This window comes from Roseateles sp. P5_E11 (assembly GCF_054049355.1).
The window spans coordinates 21968-28095 of the sequence record NZ_JBFUMO010000016.1; the positions used below are offsets into that span (position 1 = coordinate 21968).

Genomic DNA, 6128 nt, shown 5'->3' on the forward strand with positions numbered 1-6128 from the left:
ACTGCGCCCCGGCCGTGTCGGCCGAGGGAGCAAAAGCTGTGTTGGATGTTTCGCGTGTGACGGCAGCCCGCTTGGGGCGCCGAAGGTTCCTGGGCGGGATGCTGCTGGCGCCTTTCGCCGGCGCGGCCGGCGCCGCCGGTTGGACGCCCGGCAACGGCCCCTACGCGGTGGGCAGCAGTTGCATGAAGGCCGAGCCGGCGACCGCAGCGCCGATGGCGGACTACCTCATCGGCAGCCTGTCGCCGCAAGGCCCGCTGTACCTGGACCAGCTGATCAGCGATCGCCAGGCCACGCTGGTGATCGACGTGAAGGTGCCCAAGGACTGGCCGTATGCCGGGGCGCTGGCCGGACGCAGCCTGCCGGTGGTGCTGACGGTGTTCTACCCGACACCGGCCGACAACCGCCGCCCCGACTACACCTTCCCTGAGGAGACCGGCTGGTATCGCCTGCCGCACATGCAGCGGCCCGGCGAGGCGCCGCTGTTTGCCGACGAGCGGGCGCGCTACCCGCTGATCGTTCACTCCGGCGGGCAGGGCACGCATGGGCTGTGGCACATCGGGAAGCTCGCGCACCTGGCCTCGCAGGGCTACATCGTGGTCGACGTTTACCACGGTGACAGGCGCACGCCGGGCGGCAGCGAAATGTTCGCCCTGCGCAGCCTGGCCGTGCGCGCGGCGCTGGACCATGTGCTGGCCCACCCACACTACGCAGACCACATCGACGCCGCCCGCATCGGCGCCACCGGCAGCAGTGCCGGCGGCCTGACCGTGCTCACGCTGATGGGCGGCTTGAACCCCGCGCGGCGCGGCCTGTCCCTGGCCGACGAGCGCATCAAGGCCGGCTTCGGGACGGTGCCCTTTCCCGGCATCGGCATGGCCGCGGCACGGGCCATGGGCCTGCCCGTGAACCTGCCTCCGGGTGCCGGCCCGAATTTCTGGAACTTCGGCCTTGACTTCGCCGGCCTCGCTGCCGTCAAGCGGCCCTGGTTTGCGGTCAGCGGCGAGTTGGACAGCAACGTGCCGGCCGCCGACGTGCTGGCCGCCGCCCACGCCGTGGGCGGCCCCGCCTGGGTGGTGGAGATGAAGGGCCAGACCCACGGCTTCAACGAAGCGGCCAACGCCGAGACGGGCGGCTGGGAGGCGGCCTTTTTCGACGCGCACCTGCGCAACGACGCCGCGGCCCGCGCGCTGCTGCGCCCCGATGCCCAGCCGGCCGGGCCCGAGGCGCTCGGCCGCATGCTGCTGCAGCCGGCCTGAGCTCGGTAGGCTAATGGGGTGAGCATGTCGAATCCCAACGCAAGCGGCGGCATATGGGATCAACGACATCGCGCGTGGCTAGGTGTCAAGACCCGCCTGTTTGTATACGGCGCGCTTGAACAAATGGGGTTTGGAGACCTGCCAAGCTTGAAGGGCTTGCACGGGTGAGCGATGGTCGGGCATAGATGCGCCGGCCCGGCGTGGTGCGGCGGGTCCCAAAGGTGTAGACGCCGATCAGGCCCGTCATCAGCATCAGCACGTTGGGCAGGCCCTTGTACGAGGCCAGCGGCCAGACCAGCGCTGCGCTACTGCGGTTTCATCGCGCAATCACGTCGAGCCGCATCCGCTGCGTCGGCAGGCCCTCGACGGCAACTTCAACCACGATGGGGCCGGGCGAAGCGCCCGCGCGGACTGCCGCCACCATCCGACCGTGGAAGGTCTTGCGTTCGCCCGATTGCAGGCTGCTCGCATCGACGGGGTCGCCGTTGCCCGCGCCGCCCAGCACGCCGGCGCCGGTCACACTGACCTTCACCTGGCGATCACCGGCGCGCGCGTAGATGGGAACGCCGTCGCTGTCGGCCAGCTCGATCGTCACGTAGGCCAGGTCCTCGCCATTGGCCTTCAGCTGCGACCGATCCGCGGTCGCCTTGAACGCCGCCGGCAGACCCGCTGTGCGCAGCTCCCACTGGCCAGCGCGCCTGCCGTCCCGATAGCCGACCGCCAGCAGGCGGCCCGGGGCATATGGCACGACGAACCGGGCCTTGTATTCAGTGGCGAGGCCTACGGCCTGCCGCCCCAGGCTCTTGTCGTTGAGGAAGAGTTCGACCTCCGGGAACTCCGAGTACACCGCGACGTTCAGCGGCCTGCCTTCCTGGCCGCCCCACGACCAGCTGGGATGCACGTCCTCCAGCGTCCAGTCGCTGTGCGGGTCGCCTTCCGGGAAGGGATGGTGCGGGAAGGCGCGAGTGCCAGCCGGCTGCTCGACGAAGGCCGCGATCGGGTCGATGCCGGTCTTCCACAGCACCTGGCGGTAATAGGCGGCGGGTCGCTTGCGCCCGGTAGCGTCGATCTCTCCGCAATAGGCCAGGTGCCACGGATATGGGCCCCAGGTCTTCCAGTCCTGCTTGGCGTTCACCCAGCCGATGCCGGCCTCGCCGAGGTAGTCGAAGGAGGTCCACACGAAATCGCCGATCACCCACGGCAGGGTCTCCACCGGTCGCCAGTAGTTGAAGGCGTATCGGGACAGGGACTCGCCGCTGTACATGACGCGCGACGGGTATTGCTCGTGGTCGCGTTCGAACAGGTGGGGCATGTAGTTGTAGCCGGCCGCGTCGAGCTCGCCATATGCGCTGGCGATCGTCGGGGAGTCGATGCTGACCGCCTGGGTCACCGGCCGGGTCGCGTCGAGCTGGCGGACCCGCTGGACCAACATCCGTGCGGTCTTCGCGCCCTCGGGCGTGCCCTGCTCCCGGATCTCGTTGCCGATGCTCCAGAACAGCACGCTGGGGTGATTGCGGCCGCTGATGATCAGGCTGTCCAAGTCCTTCTGCCAGTTGTCAGCGAAGAAGCGCGCGTAGTCGGCGCTGGTCTTGCTGTTTCGCCAGGCGTCGAAGGCCTCGTTGATGACCAGCATGCCGAGCTCATCGGCAGCGTCCAGGGTGGCTTGGCTTGCTGGGTTGTGGGCGTTGCGGATGGCGTTGTAGCCGGTCGCCTTCATCAGCGCGACCTTGCGCGCATCCGCATCGGGAAGCCCGGCGGCGCCGAGCATGTAGTTGTCGTGGTGGATGTTGCCGCCGCGCAGCAGCACCTTCTCGCCATTGATGCGCAAGCCGTTTTTCGCATCGATCGCCACGGTACGGATGCCGAAGCGGGTCAGGCGCACATCGGTCGCGACACCGTTAACGCGCACCTCCTGGCGAAGCAGGTAGAGATGCGGTGCCGACGGCCCCCACAGCCTGGGCTTGTCCACGGCCAGAGCTTGCCCGGCATCCACCTGGCCGCGCGCCGGCACGACGTAACGCTTGCTGGCGCGGGCGACGGTCTCGCTGCCGTCGACGCTGGTCACGGCCGTGACCACTTCCACCTGCTGTGGCTTGACCTGGCGGTTGGAGAGGCGTGTCCGAACGTCCAGGTCCGCCCGTTGACCGGTCGCGGCGCGGGTCGCAACCGCCACGCTGTCGGGGTCGATGTACACCGGGTCCAGCAGTTCCACAGCCACCGGGCGGATCAGGCCCGAGCCGGCATACCAGCGCGACGACGAGTCCACATGGCGCGCCCGGACGACGATGACGTTGTCGCCCGCCTTGACCTTGCCTGTCAGGTCCAGCGTGAATGCGGTGTAGCCGTAGCGATGCTGTCCCACAGGCTCGCCATTCAGCCAGATGTCCGAGTCCATGTAGACGGCTTCGAACTTGAGCCGGACCACGCGGGCGGCTTCGGCCGAAGTCAGCGTGAGATGACGCCGGTACCAGCCGGTGCCACCAGGGATGTAGCCGGAGTCGCGGCCACCCACGGTGGCGGGATCAAAGGGTGGCGCCCCGTCCGCCTTGTCCAGGATGGAGAAGTCGTGCGGCACGGCCACCTGGCGCCATGCGCCGTCGTCGAAGTCGGGCCGCTCCGCGCCCTTGATCTCCCCCGCCATGAAACGCCACCCCATGGTGAGACGGCGTTCCTCAGCGGTCGACGTGATCGAGACGAGCGCCAGCATCAGCGCCCATGGCAAGCGGCGCGTGAACTTGTTGAGCCTCAACATCAATTTGTGTCCAGTGAAAATCTCGAGAGGCAGCCCCAGCCCCCACAGAGCTTCGTCCGAAGTCAGCGGGCCGCAGCCCGTAGGTTAATGGGATGAGCATCGCGAACCCCAGCGTCTACGCGCCGGTACCGTTGGGGTTCACTTTGTTCACCTCAACCTACGGGCTGTTGGCGCCCAAGTAGTGGCAGAGGGCTCGTTTCGGCCATGAGCGGAAGTTCACTCTGGCGGGATCATCGGCCGGTCAACTCACAAAGCTGTCGCCCAACGTCGAAGCTCAGCGGACGGCGAAGCCGTCCGCTGGAGTGAAAGGTTGGGCCGCTTGATCATGGGCAAGCAGGCAGCTGTCGCTCTGCAAGCTCAGCCTCCGACGCGTCCTGAACATATGCCCCAGCCACTTCAAGCACTTTGAGATCTTCGCTCCAGGAAGCACCCAGTCGTTCAAGATTCCGGCGAGACAGTGATTCCTCTGTTTCACGCGCCATGAGATCTGCGCAAATGTATTTAGGAATCCATTGCTTCTTTCGAGCGCACTGCGTGAATTCCGGCGACTTAAGCCTCAGTCGGCCTTCTGCAATCCAGCGCCCGAGGAAGGTATCGGCGTACGCCGCATCTTGCGCAACGCAAAGCCGAATCACCGGAAACACCCACATTGGCCCGGCACCGCCCGCCAATACCGGCGCGGCACAGGAAAGAGCTAAGGCAGCGAAATAGCTTCGGAATCTCATGCGGTTCAACGTGCGAGCTCAGCGGACGGCGAAGCCGTCCGCTGCAGCGACCGGTTAGGCAGCTCGCGACCACCGGCTTGACGGAATGACGACTCGCTATGCATAGGCAACCTTTGACGCCAGTTCTGGATATTTGTCGGTCATCTCCTGAAGACACTCGATCATGAGTTGCGCGTCCCCGGGCAATCTAGAACTGAAGTCTGTCCAACTGACGAAGCGAAGTGTCTCCGGCATTTCGACTAGGCCGGTGATAGCGTCCCAGAAGGCGTTCCAATTGCAGCCATACCAACCAGGGAAGTCGAGCGAATCCCGTAAGAGCGCTTGAAGTTCCTCAGAGGTGCTCGCCTTCGCAAGATCAATCTCAAYRAGCGCTGCYCGTCCCATAGCCGTCTAACGTCAAAATTCAGCGGTCGCCGTAGGCGTCCGCTGCAATGCCAGGTTAGGCATTGACAGCATCCAGAAGGAAGTGCACGTCATTCTTGACAAACTACTTACCCAATCCGGATGCCTTTGAAGCTCCGGATGATGGTGCATCGGCGATCTGCTGCAGATTAACTTTTCCCACGCCACTTTCATGCAAAGAGGTCATAAGCATCCCAACGGTATTCGGGTTCACGTTGTAGGGAGCAACGACAGACGCATTGAATTGCCTGTTGCCGTGAAGCTTTCTCACGACGCTTCCGACTTCTCTGCAGTTTGATTTCACACCTCCCACGCTACAGCTAGCGTCCGCCAGTATTCGTATTTCAACGTCCAGCGTTAGCTCTGCGGCAATGCAACCGAGGGCGGCGTAAAGCAAAGAACCAAGGAGCCAGTTCTTCATGGTTCTGCCTAACGTGAAAGCTCAGCGGACGGCGAAGCCGTCCGCTGCAGCGAAAGGTTGGGCCTCATGATGCTCAGCATTAACTCATCCGTGTGATGAGGCGGGCAACAATCAAGTCGTTGCGCTGCAGTTCAAAACCTGCCCAGCCTAAGCCGAGTCGCCACTGCGATTCCGCAGAGCAAAACTCATACACCTGATCGCCGTCCGTAGCGGCCGAAATGAACGCAGCGCACTCMTCCTTGAACCGAGCGTGCGTGCTTGTACCTTCTTGCTTTCGGACATCCTCCAGYCCAGCGCGTCGTCGCACTTCGAACTTCGCCGGCAAAAGCTCAGCGGGCGGTTGGTGGCTGGTCATGATGCCCAACGTCGGCGTTGAGTGGCAGCCCGAAGCGCAGCTTTGGGCTGTCCGCTTGAACAACTGGTTGGGCGTCCCGTGAGCATGTACCTAGCCGCCTGAAACAAATAGCTCATGCTCGGATGCGTCGCGAATCGAACCATCCGGCGCGAAGACCAGACCCTGTTCGTGGTGGAAGCTGACAAGGCCAGCCATCGCGCGCCGTGCTACCTGTGCC

General features: G+C 64.8%; 5 protein-coding genes. 1 reads left to right on the forward strand and 4 read right to left on the reverse strand.

All coding sequences use genetic code 11. The features are described 5' to 3' along the window. The first annotated feature begins 98 nt into the window (after positions 1–98). Positions 99–1256, forward strand: coding sequence for an alpha/beta hydrolase family protein (locus ACXJKR_RS02700; RefSeq protein WP_457320522.1), 1158 nt, complete (start codon positions 99–101; stop codon positions 1254–1256). Between the two features lie 316 nt (positions 1257–1572). Here the strand turns inward: ACXJKR_RS02700 and ACXJKR_RS02705 are convergent, their stop codons facing one another. From ACXJKR_RS02705 to ACXJKR_RS02720, 4 genes are all read right to left on the reverse strand, one after another. After that, positions 1573–4008: a glycoside hydrolase family 2 TIM barrel-domain containing protein gene (locus ACXJKR_RS02705; RefSeq protein ID WP_457320524.1), complete on the reverse strand. Its 2436-nt coding sequence runs from the start codon at positions 4006–4008 to the stop codon at positions 1573–1575. A 323-nt stretch (positions 4009–4331) separates the two neighbouring features. Continuing rightward, positions 4332–4733 carry a hypothetical protein gene (locus ACXJKR_RS02710; RefSeq protein WP_157281071.1) on the reverse strand — a complete coding sequence of 134 codons (402 nt, stop codon included), beginning with the start codon at positions 4731–4733 and terminating at the stop codon, positions 4332–4334. 96 nt (positions 4734–4829) lie between these two features. Next, the gene (locus ACXJKR_RS02715; RefSeq protein WP_457320525.1) at positions 4830–5117 is read right to left on the reverse strand and encodes a barstar family protein; all 288 of its coding nucleotides are present in this window, start codon (positions 5115–5117) and stop codon (positions 4830–4832) included. Positions 5118–5220: 103 nt separating this feature from the next. Then, positions 5221–5556, reverse strand: coding sequence for a hypothetical protein (locus tag ACXJKR_RS02720; RefSeq protein WP_457320527.1), 336 nt, complete (start codon positions 5554–5556; stop codon positions 5221–5223). Between the last annotated feature and the right edge of the window lie 572 nt (positions 5557–6128).

Bases quoted from the DNA above. Each gene is read 5' to 3' on its own strand.
- ACXJKR_RS02700 (WP_457320522.1), top strand. From the start codon at position 99: ATGCTGCTGGCGCCTTTCGCCGGCGCGGCCGGCGCCGCCGGTTGGACG.
- ACXJKR_RS02705 (WP_457320524.1), bottom strand. From the start codon at position 4,008: ATGTTGAGGCTCAACAAGTTCACGCGCCGCTTGCCATGGGCGCTGATG.
- ACXJKR_RS02710 (WP_157281071.1), bottom strand. From the start codon at position 4,733: ATGAGATTCCGAAGCTATTTCGCTGCCTTAGCTCTTTCCTGTGCCGCG.
- ACXJKR_RS02720 (WP_457320527.1), bottom strand. From the start codon at position 5,556: ATGAAGAACTGGCTCCTTGGTTCTTTGCTTTACGCCGCCCTCGGTTGC.